General features: G+C 61.2%; 14 protein-coding genes. 9 read left to right on the forward strand and 5 right to left on the reverse strand.

Annotation, left to right across the window (positions count from 1 at the left end):
- Positions 1 to 8: 8 nt before the first annotated feature.
- Both JY500_RS15000 and uvrB read right to left on the reverse strand, forming a co-directional pair.
- Positions 9 to 476, reverse strand: coding sequence for a low molecular weight protein-tyrosine-phosphatase (locus JY500_RS15000; RefSeq protein ID WP_172197818.1), 468 nt, complete (start codon positions 474 to 476; stop codon positions 9 to 11).
- 75 nt (positions 477 to 551) lie between these two features.
- Positions 552 to 2,582, reverse strand: coding sequence for an excinuclease ABC subunit UvrB (gene uvrB / locus JY500_RS15005; protein ID WP_246479909.1), 2,031 nt, complete (start codon positions 2,580 to 2,582; stop codon positions 552 to 554).
- Between the two features lie 175 nt (positions 2,583 to 2,757).
- Between uvrB and glpX the strand changes: the two genes are divergently transcribed.
- Positions 2,758 to 3,765: a class II fructose-bisphosphatase gene (gene glpX / locus JY500_RS15010; protein ID WP_206253666.1), complete on the forward strand. Its 1,008-nt coding sequence runs from the start codon at positions 2,758 to 2,760 to the stop codon at positions 3,763 to 3,765.
- A gap of 142 nt (positions 3,766 to 3,907) precedes the next feature.
- A complete protein-coding gene (locus JY500_RS15015; protein WP_206253667.1) occupies positions 3,908 to 5,116 on the forward strand; it encodes an amino acid aminotransferase in 1,209 nt (402 codons plus the stop codon).
- Between the two features lie 48 nt (positions 5,117 to 5,164).
- On the opposite strand, the gene JY500_RS15020 is transcribed toward JY500_RS15015, so the two are convergent.
- Positions 5,165 to 5,554 (reverse strand): thioredoxin family protein, encoded by a 390-nt coding sequence (locus JY500_RS15020; protein WP_246479643.1) that lies wholly within the window; start codon positions 5,552 to 5,554, stop codon positions 5,165 to 5,167.
- A 137-nt stretch (positions 5,555 to 5,691) separates the two neighbouring features.
- Here JY500_RS15020 and rpmE point away from each other — a divergent pair, with 137 nt between their 5' ends.
- Together rpmE and JY500_RS15030 are read left to right on the forward strand one after the other, a co-directional pair.
- Positions 5,692 to 5,895, forward strand: a complete 204-nt coding sequence (gene rpmE / locus JY500_RS15025; protein ID WP_172197803.1) for a 50S ribosomal protein L31 — start codon at positions 5,692 to 5,694, stop codon at positions 5,893 to 5,895.
- A gap of 145 nt (positions 5,896 to 6,040) precedes the next feature.
- Positions 6,041 to 7,672, forward strand: a complete 1,632-nt coding sequence (locus JY500_RS15030; RefSeq protein ID WP_206253669.1) for an ArnT family glycosyltransferase — start codon at positions 6,041 to 6,043, stop codon at positions 7,670 to 7,672.
- Positions 7,673 to 7,685: 13 nt separating this feature from the next.
- Here JY500_RS15030 and orn read toward each other — a convergent pair whose 3' ends face one another.
- Positions 7,686 to 8,234, reverse strand: a complete 549-nt coding sequence (gene orn / locus JY500_RS15035) for an oligoribonuclease (RefSeq protein ID WP_172197797.1) — start codon at positions 8,232 to 8,234, stop codon at positions 7,686 to 7,688.
- A 76-nt stretch (positions 8,235 to 8,310) separates the two neighbouring features.
- Between orn and JY500_RS15040 the strand changes: the two genes are divergently transcribed.
- From JY500_RS15040 to JY500_RS15050, 3 genes are all read left to right on the forward strand, one after another.
- Positions 8,311 to 9,558, forward strand: a complete 1,248-nt coding sequence (locus tag JY500_RS15040; protein WP_206253670.1) for a M48 family metallopeptidase — start codon at positions 8,311 to 8,313, stop codon at positions 9,556 to 9,558.
- Complete coding sequence (gene rsgA / locus JY500_RS15045) at positions 9,555 to 10,454, forward strand: ribosome small subunit-dependent GTPase A (RefSeq protein WP_206253671.1); 900 nt, start codon at positions 9,555 to 9,557, stop codon at positions 10,452 to 10,454. Before JY500_RS15040 ends, rsgA begins: the two co-directional genes overlap by 4 nt.
- A gap of 199 nt (positions 10,455 to 10,653) precedes the next feature.
- Positions 10,654 to 11,685 (forward strand): alpha/beta hydrolase-fold protein, encoded by a 1,032-nt coding sequence (locus JY500_RS15050; protein WP_206253672.1) that lies wholly within the window; start codon positions 10,654 to 10,656, stop codon positions 11,683 to 11,685.
- Between the two features lie 114 nt (positions 11,686 to 11,799).
- Here the strand turns inward: JY500_RS15050 and JY500_RS15055 are convergent, their stop codons facing one another.
- Positions 11,800 to 15,666 carry an alpha-1,6-glucosidase domain-containing protein gene (locus tag JY500_RS15055; RefSeq protein WP_206253673.1) on the reverse strand — a complete coding sequence of 1,289 codons (3,867 nt, stop codon included), beginning with the start codon at positions 15,664 to 15,666 and terminating at the stop codon, positions 11,800 to 11,802.
- Between the two features lie 230 nt (positions 15,667 to 15,896).
- On the opposite strand from JY500_RS15055, the gene JY500_RS15060 reads away from it, so the two are divergent.
- Together JY500_RS15060 and JY500_RS15065 are read left to right on the forward strand one after the other, a co-directional pair.
- Positions 15,897 to 16,784, forward strand: coding sequence for an AraC family transcriptional regulator (locus JY500_RS15060; protein WP_172197782.1), 888 nt, complete (start codon positions 15,897 to 15,899; stop codon positions 16,782 to 16,784).
- Between the two features lie 583 nt (positions 16,785 to 17,367).
- A complete protein-coding gene (locus JY500_RS15065) occupies positions 17,368 to 18,003 on the forward strand; it encodes a type II secretion system protein N (RefSeq protein WP_206253674.1) in 636 nt (211 codons plus the stop codon).
- Positions 18,004 to 18,028: the final 25 nt, after the last annotated feature.

Raw genomic sequence — 18,028 nt, forward strand, 5'->3', positions numbered from 1 at the left:
CGACGCACCTACACCTTGCCCGCCTTGATGGCCGCCAACATGGCCACCACACCGTCTTCGCACAGATCGAGCACATGCTCGAAACCCGCGTCACCGCCGTAGTAGGGGTCGGGCACGTCAAGACCCACGCCGTCGGCGATGAAATCCCGGAACAAGTGCAGCTTGCCCGCATGCTCCGGCGGACAGAGTCGTTTCATGTGGGCGAGATGGCCGCGATCCATCGCAACCAGCAAGTCGAATACCTCGAAATCCGCCGCAGCCAGCTTGCGCGCACGCAATTTGCCAAGCTCGTAGCCACGCCGTTTGGCCGCGCGTTGCGAACGCGGATCAGGCGCCTCGCCAGCATGCATGCCCTGAATCCCGGCCGAGTCCACTTCGACGTCGGCGCCCGATGCCGCGATCATGGCCCTCGCTACCCCCTCTGCGGTGGGGGAGCGGCAGATGTTTCCAGTACAGATGAACAGTACGCGCTTCATGCTCTGAGTTTTTCTCGTTGTTGTCTTCGTATTGCCGGCCGCCCACCGCACAGGCGGATCGAAGCCGAGAGTGAATCAGGGTGTGCCGTGCTGATCGGCACCAAAGGCGCGCTGGCGCAGCCGGAACAGTTCATCTCGCGCAGCGGCCGCCTTCTCGAACTCCAGGTTTCGCGCGTGCTCAAGCATGTCCTTCTCCAGTTTCTTGATCGCCTTGGCCAGCGCCTTTTCGTCCATCAACGCATAGTCGGCATCGGCCTCGGCGACCTTGAGGGCCTTGCCGGCCTCCGCTTCGTGATAGACGCCATCGATGATGTCCTTGATTCGCTTGTGCACGGACTTCGGCACGATGCCGTTAGCCTCGTTGTGCGCGATCTGCTTGGCGCGACGGCGCTCCGTTTCGCCCATCGCGGCCCGCATCGAATCGGTGATACGGTCGGCGTAGAGGATCGCTGTGCCGTGCAAATGGCGCGCCGCGCGGCCAATCGTCTGGATCAGGCTGCGCTCGGAACGCAGGAAGCCTTCCTTGTCTGCGTCGAGGATCGCGACCAGCGAGACCTCAGGGATATCCAGCCCCTCGCGCAGCAGATTGATGCCGATGAGCACATCGAACTCGCCCAGGCGCAGATCGCGGATGATCTCGACCCGCTCGACCGTATCGATATCGGAGTGCAGGTAGCGCACCCGGATGCCGTTCTCGCCGAGGTAATCGGTCAGCTCCTCGGCCAGCCGCTTGGTCAGCACGGTGACGAGCACACGCTCCTCCACCGCGGTGCGCTTGCGGATCTCAGTCAGCAAGTCGTCGACCTGCGTAATCGCCGGCCGGACGTCGATCACCGGGTCGACCAGACCAGTCGGTCGCACCACCTGCTCCACCACCTGTCCTTGATGCTGCTCTTCATAGGCCGCTGGCGTCGCGGAGACAAAGATCGTCTGCGGCATCAGGCGTTCGAACTCCTCGAACTTCAGCGGTCGGTTGTCGACCGCCGAGGGCAGCCGGAAGCCGTAGCCCACCAGGTTCTCCTTGCGCGCCCGGTCACCCTTGAACATGCCGCCCACCTGCGGAATCGCCACATGCGATTCGTCGATGAACATCAGCGCATCGCGCGGCAGGTAGTCGATCAGCGTCGGCGGCGGCTCGCCGGGCGCACGACCGGAGAGATGCCGCGAGTAGTTCTCGATGCCCTTGCAGAAACCCACCTCAGTCAGCATCTCCAGATCGAAGCGGGTGCGCTGCTCGATGCGCTGCGCTTCGACCAGCTTGTTCTCACGCACATAGAAGTCGATGCGCTCACGCAACTCCTCCTTGATGCCCTCGATCGCCTTGAGCACTGTCGCACGCGGCGTCACGTAGTGGCTGGATGGGAATACCGTAAAGCGGCCAAGCTTCTGCTTCAGATGCCCGGTCAAGGGGTCGAACAGCGTGATGTGCTCGATCTCATCGTCGAACAACTCCAGCCGCACCGCCATTTCGGCGTTTTCGGCCGGGAAGATGTCGATCACATCACCGCGCACGCGGAAGGTGCCGCGTTTGAAATCCAGGTCCGAACGCGAGTACTGCATGCCAACCAAGCGCTGCACGACATCGCGTTGCGGCATCTTCTCGCCCTCGCGCAGGTGCAGGATCATCGAGTGGTAGTCCACCGGGTCGCCGATACCGTAGATGCAGGACACGGTCGCGACGATCACCACATCCCTCCGCTCCAGCAGGCTCTTGGTCGCCGACAGCCGCATCTGTTCGATGTGCTCGTTGATCGCCGAATCCTTCTCGATGAAGAGATCGCGGCTCGGCACATAGGCCTCGGGCTGATAGTAGTCGTAGTAGGAAACGAAGTACTCGACCGCGTTCTCGGGGAAGAATTCGCGGAACTCGGCGTAAAGCTGCGCGGCGAGCGTCTTGTTCGGCGCCAGCACCAGCGCGGGTTTGCCAGTGCGCGCGATGACGTTGGCCATCGTGTAAGTCTTGCCCGAGCCGGTAACGCCGAGCAAGGTCTGGTACATCAGCCCGTCCTCGACCCCTTCGGTCAGCTTTGCGATCGCGGTGGGCTGGTCCCCAGCGGGCGGAAACGGCTGATGCAGGCGGAACGGACTTCCAGGAAATTCGACGATCACAAGGGCGCTCCGGAAAACTGGCCGAACCTTGGATTGTATGCCGCATCGCAAGTTCGGCCGCGGCTTGTTTCGGCGAGCCGGCAGGACGGCGCCCATCCGTTTACAATCCCGCCCCTGAATTGACCCGCCGGCACGCCACGAGCGTCGCGGCCCACAACAGGAATCCCACAGCATGAGACGCGAACTTGCGATCGAATTCACCCGCGTAACCGAAGCCGCCGCCCTCGCCGGCTACAAATGGCTTGGCCGCGGCGACAAGAACAAGGCCGACGGCGCTGCCGTCGAGGCGATGCGCTTCGTGCTGAACCAGATCCAGATCGACGGCGAGATCGTTATCGGCGAGGGCGAGATCGACGAGGCCCCCATGCTCTACATCGGCGAACACGTCGGTCGTGGCGGCGACGGCGTGGATATCGCGGTCGACCCGATCGATGGCACCCGCATGACCGCAATGGGCCAGAACAACGCGGTAGCGGTGCTGGCCGCGGGCGACAAGGGCAGCTTCATGCGCGCGCCGGACATGTACATGGAGAAGCTGATCGTCGGCAACCCGGCCAAGGGCGCGATCGATCTGCACAAGCCGCTCGAAGACAACCTGCGCTCGGTCGCCGCCGCACTCGGCAAGCCGCTCAACCGGCTGACCGTGATCACGCTGGCGAAGCCGCGCCATGAGGCCGCCATCAAGGAAATGCATGCGCTTGGCTGCAAGGTCTTCGCGATCCCCGACGGCGATGTCGCCGCGTCGGTGATGGCCTGCATGCCGGACAACGAAGTGGACATGTTGTACTGCATCGGCGGCGCACCGGAAGGCGTTGTCTCCGCCGCAGTCGCCCGCGCGCTCGATGGCGACATGCAGGGCCGCCTGATACCGAGGGATATCGCCAAGGGCGCGACGCCGGAAAACGTGGCGCTCGGCGCCGAAGAGCGCGCACGTTGCGCAAAGATGGGCATCGCGGTCGACACGGTGCTGACGCTCGACGAGATGGCCCGCACCGACAACGTGATCATCGCGGTCACCGGCATCACCAAGGGCGATCTGCTCGAAGGGGTCACCAGTGACGGCACCTTCGCGACCACCGAAACGCTGCTGATCCGCGGCAAATCGCGCACGATCCGCCGTATCCATTCGACGCATTACCTCGCCCGCAAGGACGACGCGATCAAGTCGCTGATCCTCTGACAAGCGACAGCACGTCGGCCACCGACGCCCCGGGCGGGACGGCCATCCGGGCGACAGTCGCATGGCCGCGTGCTAAACTTAAAAGCTTGATTTCCTGCGACTTTCCCCCCGTCTGTCGCCCAAACCTGCAACTGGAGTTCCGATGACTGCCTCGATTTTCGCCGCGGTGGAGATGGCCCCGCGTGACCCGATTCTCGGCCTCAACGAAGCCTTCAACGCTGACACCCGCACCACCAAGGTGAACCTCGGCGTGGGCGTCTACTACGACGACAACGGGAAGATCCCGCTGCTCGGCGCAGTCAAGGCCGCCGAAAAGGCACGCCTGGAAGCCGCCCCGGCGCGCGGCTATCAGCCGATCGAAGGCCTCGCCGCTTACAACAACGCGGTGCAAGCACTGCTGCTGGGCAAGGATTCGGCACTCATCGCCAACGGCCAGGTCATCACCGTCGAAGCGCTTGGTGGCACCGGCGCACTGAAGGTCGGCGCCGACTTCCTCAAGCGCCTGAACCCGGGTGCCACGGTCTACATCTCCGACCCGAGCTGGGAAAACCACCGCGCCCTGTTCGAGTCCGCCGGCTTCCCGGTCGACACCTACCCGTACTACGACGCAGCGACCGGCGGTGCGAACTTCGCTGGCATGAAAGCCAAGCTCGAAAGCCTGCCGGCCGGCTCGATCATCGTGCTGCACGCTTGCTGCCACAACCCGACCGGCGCGGACATCACGGACGCCCAGTGGGAAGAAGTCGTCGCCGTTTGTCGCGCGAAGGGTCTAGTGCCCTTCCTCGACATGGCCTACCAGGGCTTTGCCGATGGCATCGATGCCGATGCGGTTGCCGTGCGCGCATTCTCGGCCAGCGGCCTGCAGTTCTTCGTGTCGAGCTCTTTCTCGAAGTCTTTCTCGCTGTACGGCGAGCGCGTCGGTGCGCTGTCGATCATCACCGCATCGAAGGAAGAGTCGGCCCGCGTGCTGTCGCAAGTGAAGCGCGTCGTCCGCACCAACTACTCCAACCCGCCGACGCATGGCGGCGCCGTTGTCGCAGCAGTGCTTTCCAGCCCGGAACTGCGCCAGCAGTGGGAAGACGAACTTGCCGGCATGCGCCTGCGCATTCGTGAGATGCGCAAGGGCCTCGCCGAGCGCCTCGCCGCTCGCGGCGTGACGCGCGATCTGTCGTTCGTGACCCGCCAGCGCGGCATGTTCTCCTACACGGGCCTTTCGGCTGCGCAAGTCGAAGTGCTGAAGAATGAATTCGGCATCTACGCCGTCTCGACCGGCCGCATCTGTGTCGCCGCGCTCAACAGCAAGAACCTTGACTACGTCGCGGACGCCCTGGCGAGCGTGATGAAGGGCTGACCATTCGCCCAGTCAAACAAAAGCGGCGCCTCGGCGCCGCTTTTTCTTTCAGTTCGCGCGCAGCAACGCCCGCAAATTGGCATCCCGCTGCCACTCACGGCGCTCCGGCGTCGCCAGCGCATAACGCTCCGACTCATCCGGCGTCTGGGCAGCATAGGTCTCAAGCAAACGCTTGAGTAAAGCGTGGTCCGGCAACACCGTACCGAAGAACAGCACCGACTCCTGACGCTGAATGAGGATCGTCGGGAAGTTCTCGACGTCGATGTCGCCAATCAGGTCGGCATGATCTTCGATGTCTACCCAAGCAAAGCCCATCTTCGGAAACTGCGCAGCCAACGCCTCGAAACCGGTACGGTAGTCACGACAGGTGCCGCACCATTGCGCACAGAGGCAGGCGACAAAGAACTCTTCGCCGGGATCGACAGGAACAGGCGTCATTCGTTGCATCGCAATCGGGAACAGCGCGCATTATGCCAGCGCTGCGGGCCTTGACTTGCGCAGTCTGCGCGTGGGATGATTGCCGACTTTCCGACTTGGTCGGTCACATTCGCCGACTGCGCGCACAAGGATTCGAAATGAAAGCCGATACCCACCCGAATTACCACGACGTGAAGGTGACCTGCTCCTGCGGCAACAACTTCACGACCCGTTCGACGATGGCGAAAGACGCCTATCACGTTGAAGTCTGCTCAGAGTGCCACCCGTTCTGGACCGGCAAGCAGAAGATCGTCGATACCGCGGGCCGCGTCGAGCGTTTCCGCCAGAAGTACGGCCGCTAAGCCGACTTCGGCATTCCGAAAAAAGGCAGCTTCGGCTGCCTTTTTCGTTTGTATCACCGCCTGACACAGTCGCGACCTGCGGCCTGGCGCCCAAGCCGCTAGAATTGCGGCGATCCGCTCGTTCAGAATAATCAGAAGAAACCGCATGGCCAACGAACCGCGCGCACCCTCGACGCTGACTATCCCCTCATGGGCCCTGTGGGCGCTGTTCGCGCTATACGCACTGCCAGGCCTCATCGACCACGCACCCTGGCGCGGCGACGACGCCGCGCACTTCGGCGTGATCCATCAGATGCTCCGCACCGGAGACTGGCTTACGCTAGCGGTGGCGGACCGTCCGACCTTCGACACCGGGCCGCTCTACTACTGGCTCGGCGCGCTATTGAGCCAACTGCTCGGCTGGGCGCTGCCAATCCACAACGCGGCACGCCTGGCGTCTGGCGTCTGCGTCGCCATCACGCTTTATTGCCTGGCCCGCGCAGCGCGACGCTTCTACGGCGCACCGTCGGATCGGGCTGCTGTGCTTCTGGGCCTGGGTACGCTTGGCCTGCTGACGCACGCCCACGAGTTTCAGCCACAGCTCGCGCTACTCGCCTGCACCGCAGCGGCTTTCCTTGGTTTCGCGGAATTCCTTGTCGTACCGCGACACGGCGCGATCATTGCGGGCAGCGCAATCGGCCTGGCGACGCTGGCGGCCGGCCTGCCTGCTCTGTTGATTCTGATGCCGCTATGGGCGCTACTCCCCGGCCTGTGCAGCGAATGCCGCACCCCCGACCGAAAACGAGCACTTGCGCTGGGCGCCGGCATTGCCACTGTGATCGCGCTGCTGTGGCCGCTGCTTCTGGTCACCTTCCGGCCCGAACATCTGCGCCTTTGGTGGTCGAACGAGCTTGAGTCGATTACACCCCACTTTGCCCACCTGACGAACATTCGTCAGCTGCTTGAGCTTCTCGGCTGGTTCATGTGGCCGTTGTGGCCAATTGCAGTCTGGACTGTCTGGCATGAACGCAAGCGGATAAAGGAAACGAGGATCCTGCTGCCACTGGCGTCCTTGCTTCTTGCGATCCTGCTCGTCGCAACAACAGGCCCGCTGCGCCCCGCCCACGCGCTGCCGTTGATCCCGCCGCTTGTGTTGCTCGCGTCGGACGGCGCACTGAGCCTGCGCCGTGGCGCAGCCAGTGCGTTCGACTGGTTCGGCCGAATGACCTTCCTGGCCTTTGGCGTCTTCGTCTGGCTCTCCTGGTACGCGATGCACTTCGGCTGGCCAGCACCGCTGGCGCGAAACGTGGCGCGGCTGGTGCCCGATTACGTGCCGACACTGTCGGCACCTGCGGTCGCAGCGGGCATCGTCCTTTCGCTAGGCTGGCTGGCCTTGGTCGTTCGTCCGCCGCGCTCGATGCTACGCGGCCCGCTGTCCTGGGCGGTCGGCACCAGCTTCCTGTGGGCATTGGCGATCGCGCTATTCCTACCCTTCGTCAATCACGACAAGAGCTACGAACTTGTTGCGGGCGACCTTGCAGCGCGGATATCCGATACGCCCCATGCCTGTGTCGCCGAGAGCGGCATGGGCGAATCGCAGCGCGCCGCGCTGCTCTACTTCGCCAACCTGCGCTTCGAGGCCGCCGACCGTGGCGTGACTCGCTGCGAACTTCTGGTCGTTTATCGCAGCGGACGTTCTATGGCGCTACAACCGGGCGCCGCGTGGGTGCCGGTTTGGGACCTCTCCCGAGGCAGGCGCCGGACCGGCGAGCAATTCACACTCTACCGGCGCCTTTGAGTCACGCGGCGCGTCAAACCACGCGCATGAAGGTATCGCGGTAGTAGCGCAACTCTTCGATCGATTCGAGGATGTCTGCTAGCGCGGTGTGCGCGCCCTGCTTCTTCAGGCCGGCAAATACCGGCGGATTCCAGCGGCGAGCAAGCTCCTTGAGCGTGCTGACATCGAGATTGCGGTAATGGAACCACGCCTCCAGCGCGGGCATGTGGCGCGCCATGAAGCGCCGATCCTGACAGATGGAGTTGCCGCACATCGGGCTGGTTCTACGCGGCACATGCTGGTCGAGAAACGCAATCATCAGCCGCTCAACCTCCGCCTCATCGGTGGTCGAGGCGCGAACACGGTCAATCAAGCCACTCTTTCCATGGGTGTTCTTGTTCCAGTCGTCCATGGCATCGAGCACTGAATCGGGCTGATGCACGACCAGGACCGGACCTTCGGCGACCACGGTAAGCGCCGCGTCGGTCACCACGACCGCAATCTCCAGTACACGATCGCGGTCGGGCTCCAGCCCGGTCATCTCCATGTCCACCCAGACGAGGCGGTTTGGATCCTGTGCCATAATCGCAAGCTCCTGATTCAAAGCCCCATTCTCTCATACGCGTTGCCGGCTCTCGCAACGCGGCCACCGACTGCCCATGACCGCCTCTGTTTTTTCGCTGGTTTTTCTGTTTGTCGTCGCGCTGACGCTCGGTCTGCGTTTGTGGCTGTCCTGGCGTCAGGCCCGGGCGGTATCCGCGCATCGCGCTTCGGTGCCGTCCCCGTTTACGGACCGCATCCCGCTGGATGCACACCAGAAGGCGGCCGACTATACGCGGGCTCGCCTTGCAGTCGGCGCAATCGAACTCATCGTCGAAACAGGTCTTCTGCTGGCACTCACCGTGGGCGGCGGTTTGCAGTGGCTATTCGACAGCGCCGCGCGCATCTTCGATGCAGGCGGCATTTGGCACGGCGTCGCCTTCCTTTCCCTCATTGCGATCGTCTCGTTCGTGGTCGGCCTGCCGTTCTCCGTGTGGCGGACTTTCGTCACCGAGGCTCGCTTCGGCTTCAACAAGACCAGCCCGGCGACCTTCATCGGTGATCTCGCCAAGGGCGTGCTCGTCGGCGCCGCAATTGGGCTGCCGGTCATCGCGCTGGTCTTGTGGATGATGCAGGCAACGGGGAACCGTTGGTGGCTTTGGGTGTGGGCGTTCTGGCTCAGTTTCAACCTGTTGATCATGGTGCTCTACCCGGTCGTGATTGCGCCACTTTTCAACAAATTCGTGCCACTGGAAGATGGACCGCTCAAGGAACGCATTGAAGCGCTTCTCGCGCGCTGCGGGTTCAAGAGCTCGGGCCTCTTCGTGATGGACGGATCAAAGCGCTCCGCCCACGGAAACGCCTACTTCACGGGCCTGGGTGCCGCCAAGCGCATCGTTTTCTTCGATACGCTGGTCGAACGCCTCACACCTCAGGAAGTGGAGGCCGTTCTTGCACATGAACTCGGCCACTTCAAGCTAAGGCATCTGTGGCAGCGTGTGGCGGTGATGGCCGCGATGAGCCTCGCAATCCTCGCCCTGCTCGGCTGGTTGATGGGCGAAGACTGGTTCTTCGCCGGACTGGGCATGCAGTCGCACGGCGAGGCGGCCGCTCTGGCCTTGGTGCTCTTCGCTCTACCGGTTTTTACATTCCCGCTCACACCATTGACCAGCTTGTGGTCGCGGCGACACGAGTTTCAGGCGGACGCCTACGCCGCACATCATGCACAGGCGGAGGACCTCGTCTCCGCCTTGGTCAAGCTTTATCGTGACAACGCCGGCACGCTCACGCCCGATCCGCTCTACTCGGCGTTTTATGACTCTCACCCGCCTGCGCCGATTCGCGTAGCGCACCTGCGAAGCGCATGAAGTCCGGCGTAGACGGCACTATCGTGGCCGCCTTCGGGCGGCAATACGAAGTCGAACTGGCGGACGGTGCCCGCCTCCTGTGCTTTACCCGAGCAAAAAAGAGCAGCTACGCCTGCGGTGATCGTGTCCAGGTCAGCGCAACCGCACCTGACCAAGGCGTCATCGAACGCCTGCTTGACCGCAGCAGCCTGCTGTATCGGGAAGACGCGTTCAAGCTGAAGCTGATCGCCGCCAACGTCACCCAGGTGGCGATCGTAGTGGCAACCGAACCGAGTTTCAGCCCCGAACTGATCACCCGCTGCCTTTGCGCGGCGGAGGATCAGGAGGTCAAGACGCTGATCATCCTCAACAAGGCAGATCTGACCGGCGGGCTTGATGCCGCGCGGGCTCTGTTGACTCCCTTTGCGGCCTTGGGCTACGAGGTCATCGAAACCTGCGCCAAGGACACCGTCGAGATTCTCCGCTCGCGCCTTGCTGGCGAGACAAGCCTGCTGGTCGGGCAATCCGGCATGGGCAAGTCGACGCTGACCAACGCCTTGATTCCAGAGGCCGACGCCACGACTGCGACGATCTCGACCGCACTCGATTCTGGCCGACATACAACGACCTTCTCGCGGCTTTATCGTCTCCCCGGCGGCGGCACTTTGATTGATAGCCCGGGGCTGCAAATGTTCGGTCTTGCACAGCTTACGCAGACCTCGCTCGCTTGGTCGTTCCGCGAATTCCGGCCTTTCCTTGGACAATGCCGTTTCAGGGATTGTCGACATGAGGCCGAGCCCGGCTGCGCGTTGCAATCCGCCCTGTCGGAAAAAACGATTTCGCCGCTCCGCTTTGCGCAGTATCAGATGCTGCGGGACGAGCTCGCGCGTGCGCATCAAGCACGCGTCGGCCACTAGTACGGCCGGCTGGTTTTCAGGCCATCAGCCACAACGCCCAAGCCCTACTCGCACTCGCTGCACGTTCGATGGAACAATTACGCCAGCCCAGGTGCGGCGCTAAACATGTTGCGCCGAATCAACGCAGCAACACCTGCAATGGCTGCGGCCACAGTGATGCAAACACCCGCTGATAGAATTGCGGGCCCAGGAGGTATGCATGCCGTTCGGACTTCACTCGCTCATCCTCACCCAATCGGACCTCGCAGGCTCGCTTCTGCCGTGCGAATTCTCGCTTTATGCGCCATCGGCCAAAGAAGTGTTCCTGTTTGGGGACATGACTCATTGGCAGGACGGCAAAGTCCCGATGACCCGCGGTGAAGATGGCGTCTGGCACCTCAAGCTTCAGCTGCGACGCGGGCAGTGGCATTACAAATTCGATGTTGATACCCGCCGGATCCCTGATCCGCTCAATCCTCTGGTGGCCGAAGACGGAATGGGCATGGGCGAGTGTCACTCGTACCTTTTCCTCGGTGAAGGCGACTGGCTCGACAAGCCGAAAGTGCCGCGCGGAGAGTTGCTGGATCTGAACATCCCATGCACCAAACTCGGCGGTGTCCTGCCCGGCCAGCTCTACCTCCCGCCCGGCACCCGAGAAAAAGACAAGCTGCCTCTCCTCGTGTTGATGCACGGGCACCAGATGCGCGCCAATCAGTGGGCAACCAACGGCCGCATCAAGCAGTACATGGACAACCTGCTCGCGCAGGGGCTGCTGCGCCCCTTCGCGATCTACCTGCCAGGCGGTCACGCGGGCCACGCGATGCCAAAATACGCCGACGCGGTAATTCAAACTGCCCTGCCCTGGCTGGCCAAACAGCAGCCGATCACCAACGACTCTGCACAGAGGGCGATCGGTGGCATGTCAATCAGTGAATATGGCCCACTCGCCATCGCACTCGCTCACCCCAAGGCATTCAGCCTTGTGGTGCCGATGAATGAGACTTTCAGCGACGCGGTGATCGCAGGCCAACTCGATAAACAGCCCTTCCGGCTGCACCTTTTCTGCACCACCGAAGGCTGTGCCCCGCCACAATACCGGCAGCTCATGGAGCGCTCGCGTTCGCTTGGCATCACCGTACCATTCATGCGCCTGGATGGCGTGCCGACGTGGCGCAACTGGAACGAAATGACGCCGGAATTTTTGGCGACAGTCTCAGATCATTTCCATCGCGCCCTCAAGCGGGCTACCTAACCAGTATTTCTGCCCCCAACGACAGGCGGCGGGAAGTAAAAAAGCCCGGACTTCAACGGCGCTCCGGGCTTTTTTTTCGGGCACTCGCAACGAGTGCCCGTTACAGACTGGCGCTTAGTTCGTCCAGGCGCCTGAGTCGACAACTGCATTCGCTGTCGGAATCACATAGGTGCGGTTGGTACTGCCGCCCTCCCATCCGATAAACGAACCGTCGCTTCCATACTTCTGGAACTTGTATGCAATAGCCGTACCGGGCGTCGGAAAGACTACCGCGCAAGTCCATACCGGATAGTCTGCACCTGTCGTGCACTTACGCGAATCACTCGCCGTCGTACCCCATTTACCAAGCTCCGGCTGATCACCAACGATGTAGATGTTCTGACCGTAGTTGGTATTTGCCGTCACCTTGAAGGTAACCGTCACAGGACCGGTCGGCGCAGCCGGCGCGTCCTTGCTCGTCACGAACACAACTGCAGTGCGTGCCGGGATCGAGAATTTGCCGGTTGCGTTGTCATACGTGGCGGTCTTTGCGCGCGCATCCGAGCCAGAAGCTTGAACCGGGTGCAGCGCGTAGGACATGCCCTTCTGCGCTTCGATCGTCAGGTCATGAGCAACCTTGTCGACGTTGATGAAGTACATTACCTGCTTGAACCCGGCGTTCTCCGAACACACCGTACCGTTCAGGTGACCGGCGATCACCGTCGGTTCCTGCGCGGTGCCCGTGTTGTAGAACTTCAAACACTTCTTCACGTCATCGGCGGTGCGCAGACGGAACAGCTGCGAGCTCTTACGGATCGCCAGCAGGTCGCGGAACATGCTGCCAGCGTTCTGAATCTGAGCCGAAGTGGGCGCGTACTTGCCAGCATCTGCGGGGGCCAAGAACATTCTGGCGATGTCGTCAGCATTGAAAGGCAAGCCAACGCCGAAGTTGTTGCTGGTGTAGCTCCAGTCGAGACGATTAAACCAGTCACCCGAGTTGTAGCTATTGGTATCCATCGACTTGGAGCGAAGGATGTCCGAACCTGCGTGGAAGTAACCAATACCCTGACTGAAGCTGTTCAGGGCCGCGGCAAGAGTCTGAGCACGGACACGGTCGTCGAGACTTGTCGCCTTGGGCATCTTGGCGACAATCGCATCCCACAACGTAGCGTTGTCGTGGTTCTCGTAGTAATTGACGACTTCCTGCGGTTGGCTAACGTAGCCCGCCGGATCCGAACCGTATAGGAACGTTTCGCCGGTAGTAACAGTGCCCTTGCGACTCTCAAACGAGTACGTACGGAGCGATCCAGCCAATGCAACGCGGACGATGTCGGCCATGTCCATCAGGCCCTCTTTGGTCTGATCCTTGGCGACATCATTCTGGTCATAGAAATAACCAGTGACATATCCTTGGTCACGAGAGGCTTGATAGTTACCACCACGAATCCGATCGCGACCACGGTCACTGAACGTACCGATACCCGTACCGTTGAGCGAAAGCTGCGACGCCTGCACAAAACGCTTGCCGTTTTCAACCTCACCGTAGTTCCAACCCTCACCAATCAGGAAGACGTCCCGACCGGCGGCGGTCTTGACAGCATCCTTCAAGGCAACCATCTTATCTTTCGGTTGGTGACCCATCAGGTCGAAGCGGAAAGAGTCGATCTTGTACTGCGTTGCCAAAGTCGTGACCGAGTCGGTCATCAACTTGCCCATCATCAGGTTCTCAGTAGCCGTATTCGAGCAACAAGTGGAATTTTCGACGCCACCAATCGAATTCAAGCGCTGATAGTAGCCAGGTACAAGCCGATCAAGCACTGAGTTGGCATTCTGACCATGAGCGCTGGTGTGGTTGTACACCACGTCCATCCCGACCCTGAGTCCCGCCTTGTGCATCGCCATGACCATCCGACGGAACTCGACGATGCGTTTCGCACCATCATTTGCGTCAGTTGAGTAGCTACCCTCGAGTGATGTGTAGTGGAATGGGTCGTAGCCCCAGTTGAAACAATCGGTGTCTTGAACGGCCTTGATAGCATTTTGAGCGACCATCGAGTCGTTCGTCGAACCAGCAATATCTGGGTTCTTGCAGCCAACTTCTGGCACGGTTGCAAGGTCGAACACCGGTAGAAGATGTACGTCGGTAAGGCCAACAGCCTGGAGCGCCTTGAGGTGCTTCATACCGTTGGAGTTCTCTTCCGTGAAAGCAAGGAACTTACCGCGATTTGCTGCCGACACTGAAGGGTCGTTCGCGGAGAAATCGCGCACCGACAACTCATAGATCGACATGTCGACCTGATTCGCAAGCACCGGGCCCACTGAATCAGCCCAACCAGCAGGTTTCAGACTATCGGAATCCAAATTCGCAATGTAGCTGCGCTTGGAGTTGGCGTTCAAGCTGATCGAGTACGGATCGGTCACACGGTTACGCACGACACCGACACCGCGGACGAACACGTCGGCGACGTAGACGTAGTAATTACCGGTCAGGTCACCGGTCTTGGTGATCGACCACACACCAGTGGCTGCATCAAACGTCATCAGGTCAAGAGACTTGCCACTGCTCGTAGCGGAATCGTACAGGCCGAGCTTGACCTGCTGCGCAGTGGGAGCCCAAACCTTGAAGACCGTGTTGCCACCAACAAGCGTGACACCCAGATCCTTGACATCCTTCGCTGTGGCATACAGATCGTCCATCGCACCAGCGATCTGCGCGGTGGTGGCGTTCTGGACTTTGCCCGTGTCGTTCTCCTGAACCAGCACAACTTGGTTGGTGTGCAGGGCGGCGAGCTTGTCGACATCCGCCGCCTTCACGGACAGCACGACACCTGCCGAGACATACTTGAAGCGGGTCGCAACGTCGGCCGGCACAGTGCCGCCAACATCCAGCGTCACAGAGCCGTCAGCGCCCGCAACAGCAGAATCTTTCTTCGCGACGATCTGAGCATTCTTCGAGTAGTAGAGCTTGAAGACGCCCGTGCTATCGACACGCGGCCACTGAATCAGCGATTTGGTCAGCCAATACGCCTTCGCATCCTTGGTCGAGGCCGAGCGCGTATCGGGCACGGCCGTGTAAACCGTCGCATCCTCTTGTACCAGCCAAACCTCTCCCACTTGCGAATTGACGGTCAGATTCGCATAGTTGATGACGATATCATCATGGCGACCGTCCTTGTTCGCGTCAGATCCCCCGCCCGTTCGGTCATGAATAATGAAGGTCAGCGATTTCTTGGTACTGTCAGTCTTCGGATTCACGACTGGAATATCAAACACCACTTCCGACGCAGAAGGCGTATAGCCCGGAGCGGCAAGCTCGGCGAACGCCACAGGGTTCGTCCAGACGTCGATTGTGGTGCCGGCCGGCAACTTCGTTACGTCCACACCACCGCCGTTCCACATATGCACGCCCCAGTCGGCGTACTTGCCGTCATAGCGCTTGTAGTGTACGCGAACGGTTTTGATATCGACGGGGCCTGCCGCATCGGGGTTCTTCGTGTAGGTGACGGTATCACCTTCGATGCGCCAGATTTCGTTGGCGCCCGGAGCAAGCGTGTAGCTCTGGTCAGCACCACCGTGATCCTTGGTTTCGCCCTTGTGGAACAGATAACCCACTGCGCCACTGTCTGCACTCAGAGTGGGCTTGTAGATCGCCCCGAAGGAATCGGTGCCGGTCGGGTCATAACCCTTGTTCCAGCCCGGATCAGCGCCAGCGCCCCAAGTATGAAGCTGCCAGCCGGTGTAGTCGCCAGCTTTGCGTTTGTAGTGAACGGTAAGGGTGGTAGTGGTGGCTGCAGCCGCCTTTGCGTTTGCCGCAGAATCTGCGGGGACAGCATGGAGCACCTTCTGGAAGTCCGAAGAATCCAGGAACGAGAGTTCAGTCTCGGGCGCAGGCGGAGGAGGTGCGTCATCACCACCACCGCAAGCGGCCAGAATAGCCAAGCATGAAAGAGCTACCAGTGAGCGCGCACGCTTCCAGATCGCCCCAGCGCTTTGCCTTGTCATATGTCACCTCCAAGGAAAGTGTGGTTACGAGACCGCCCCATGTTGTAGTTTTGTTACTTATGTGTGCGCGCAGCCGGGGGGCGATCGAGGCGCAAATGTGCTCGTTCGGGTTACATATGTCAAGAATTCTTATGGACTCATAACGTAGTTTGACTACAGTCAAACGGCCTTCAAGGCATCCTTGCGCCTCCTGATTTCGACGCCGCCCCGCTCTACGGTAAAGTCTCGCCATGGAACGTCTACCAGCCAGTATTGTTCGCATCCAGGCCACCATCGATTACATCGACGATCATCTCGACGATCCGCTGGACATCCAGGAGCTTGCCGCCCAGACCGAGATGTCGTTCTGGCACTTCCTGCGTGTGTTCCGGGCGACCGTTGGTGAGACCGTCAAGGACTACATCCGCAGACGGCGCCTTACACGCGCGGCCTACGAGTTGCTCGAGACTCAGCAGAACATTATCGACATCGCGCTCGGTGCAGGTTTCGAGACGCATGAAGCATTCACGCGGGCATTTCGAGCGCAGTTCGGCGCCAGCCCGCGAGAGTTCCGGACCGCCGGCAAGCCGCCGCAGCTGCCCCGTGGGATCCCGCACATCACTACCGAGTATCTGGCGCACATGCATTCGGGGCTTACAACGACCCCCGAGTTCATTGACAGCCCCGCGCGACGATTGGTCGGCATCAAGACTGAGTTCTCTGTGGCACCGGAGGCTTTCGACCTCATCGAACTGGGATCGGAAGCCTGGAAGACGTTTGAACCATTGATCGCGCGCATCCCGGTGCGAGCCAACACGCTCGCCGGCCTGTGCAGCGACATTGTTGCGGCCGACGAACGAAGCATCCAGGGCTACGTCATGGCGTGCGTGGAGGTAACGGAGTTCGCCGGTCTTCCTGAAGGCGTCGTCGCACTGATGCGCCCCCCCTGCCGCGAAGCGCGCTTTCACCACCGTGGTGCAGGGCAAACTTGGGAATACACACTGCAGTACATATTTGGCGCCTGGCTTCCCGACAGCCACTTTGCGGTCGCGGACCAACCTGCCTACTTCACCTTTGACACCACGCACTCGCCGTTTTCGGCCGATCCGGAAATGGACTACTGGCTCGCGCTCAAGTAGCCGATCGCCCGGCCCCAAAACACCCGGGGCGCAAAAAACATCAAAAGCAATTTCTGAACGACTGGACTTTGGGGGTGAGCACGAGCCCCCAAAGCCCTGACAATTCCCCGCCAAGCTTCTGCCCACAGCAGCCCGCGACCGTTGCTGCAGCGCAATAATCATCAACAGCAATCCCGATCAAGACTTGAGCGCCACTGCGGACGAGTATTCATCCCGAACGCGCAACTTGATGCACGGTCACGAAGGATTCGCGAGGCGCTTCGAACACGCTCCCCCGGGCACTCGAAGCCGGCACACAGGCAGTCGCGGCGCTTATGCCGCAGGTGTTGCCAGCCTCACCCTCCTCCCCTTCGGATCCGGACTGCACCGAGCTCAAGACCTGTCGCGGCGTATCGGAAACGGTACGCAAGCTTTTCATTACGCGCAGCCGTTGGACCGGACGACCCTTGGGTCGATCCGGTCAATTTTTTTGTAGCAAGCGGTAATGACGCGAAACCCGACAACGATGATGCTTCAAACTCGCAACGCGCTCGCGTACGATTCGTCGGTTTTTGTGCCAGAGCAGACAAAGGGATTCACCTAAGTGCCCGCCCTCCCGATTCGCCGTCTCCAGTCAATTGCCCCTGCCGCAGGTACCGGCCTGCTATGGTTGGCAGTGATTGCGCTGTGGGCTTGGTTTGCCGCGAGCTGGTATTGGCGATTGTCGGCGCCGCCGGCCGCCTCCGCGCCCAATCAACTCGCAACAGACCCATCAACTGCCGCACGGGAAATCGGCACCCGCCATTTGTTTGGCGAGGTGATCGTCCAACAGCAGGTCGTTACTGCAAGCCGCTACACCTTGGTCGGCGTGGCCGCCCATTCGCGCAAGAGCCCAGGCTGGGCTGTGATCGCTGAAGACGGCAAGCCCGCGCAAGGCTTCGTGCTGGGCGACGAAATTGCGCCTGGCGTCAAACTGGTCAGCGTTTTGCCCGATAGTGTCGAAATCGAACGGAGCGGCGCTCGCGAGCGGATCATGTTGAGCGAAGCGCCGCGGCAAGCCGGTGGCGCCACCCCTCCGCCCGCGGCGGCCCCCGGGCTGCCGCCCCAGCTTCAGTATCAGGTCAACCAAGCCGGCGGACAGCCGCCAGGCATGCAGCCCCAACGCGGCGCCCCCGGCATGGCGGGTGAAGCACCACAAGTACAGCCCGTCAGCAGCCCCGAGAATCAACCGAACCCATGATCCACTCGAACTTTGCCCGGCGAAG

This window comes from Niveibacterium microcysteis (genome assembly GCF_017161445.1).
GTDB lineage: Bacteria > Pseudomonadota > Gammaproteobacteria > Burkholderiales > Rhodocyclaceae > Niveibacterium > Niveibacterium microcysteis.